The sequence below is a fragment of the Mesorhizobium sp. genome (assembly GCF_004962925.1).
Lineage (GTDB): Bacteria > Pseudomonadota > Alphaproteobacteria > Rhizobiales > Rhizobiaceae > Mesorhizobium.
In genome coordinates this window covers 1-1,068 of sequence record NZ_SUEO01000146.1, presented here as the reverse complement: position 1 = coordinate 1,068, position 1,068 = coordinate 1, and the positions used below count along the sequence as shown (strand labels likewise).

The 1,068-nt window shown below is 65.3% G+C and carries 1 protein-coding gene and 1 pseudogene; both read right to left on the bottom strand.

The genetic code is table 11. The annotated features are described in order from the left end of the window. A pseudogene (locus E5W87_RS24375) lies at positions 1 to 180 on the bottom strand (RNA methyltransferase); the annotation flags it as partial. Further along, positions 181 to 1,068: class I SAM-dependent rRNA methyltransferase (locus tag E5W87_RS24370; RefSeq protein ID WP_292403328.1), on the bottom strand; the 888-nt coding region annotated here is incomplete at its 5' end.

Sequence of the window (1,068 nt, the reverse complement as noted above, 5' to 3'; positions counted from 1 at the left end):
CCGAATCGACCAGCCGAGGTCGAGCGCGTCGATGACCAGCTTCAGCCCCTCGGCGATGAAGGCGTTCTGCTGGTCGCGGAATTTCTTCAGCGCCAGTGCCTTGATGTCCTTGACCAACGGGTTGGCGAGGCTGGTGACTTCCTTCACTTGCCCGGGCGCGCCTGCGTGCCGCTCGCTCATTCAGGCCACCCAGCGCGAGAACAGCGACGTCGACAGTGCCCGGCCGGCGGATTTCTCGCGGATGATCAGCTCGCCGGATTCGACCGTGCCGCCCATCGCGGCGAAAGTGTCGCGCATCAAGGCATGGATGGCGAAGAAGGAAGCGCGGATCGAATAGGCCGTCAGCACCACGGCAATCGGCTTCGGCGTCAGGATCGAGCGGCAGAGGTCGGTCAGATCAGGCAGATCCTCGAACAACTGCCAGACTTCGCCCTTGGGGCCACGGCCATAGGCGGGCGGATCGAATAGGATGATGTCGTAGCGGCTGCCGCGGCGCTCCTCGCGCTCGGCGAATTTCATAGCGTCGTCGACGATCCAGCGGATCGGCTTTTGCGAGAGGCCCGCCATCTCCTGGTTCTCCCTGGCCCAGCCGATCGCCTTCTTGGACGCATCGACATGGGTCACCTCGGCGCCGGCACGCGCCGCCACCAGCGAGGCAAGGCCGGTATAGCCGAACAGATTCAGCACCTTGACCGGCCGCTTCGCCGCTGCGATCAGCCCGGCCATGTGGTCCCAGTGCGAGGCCTGCTCGGGGAACACGCCGACATGGCGAAACGAGGTGAAGCGGCCGAGATAATCGATGCCGTCATGCTTCATCGGCCAGGTCTCTCCGAGCGGCGTCCTCGGGAAGCGCCAGCGGCCGATGCCTTCCTCGTCGGTGTCGCCGGTGAAAATGGCGTCGGCGCGGTCCCAGTCCTTGGCCGGCAACGCTTTTTGCCAGATCGCCTGGCCTTCCGGCCGGACAATGCGATAGGGGCCGTATTGCTCGAGCTTTTGCCCGGCGCCGCTGTCGAGCAGCGCATAGTCGGCGTTGGGCGCCACTTCGAGGATCAGCGGCAGGTGTTCGAC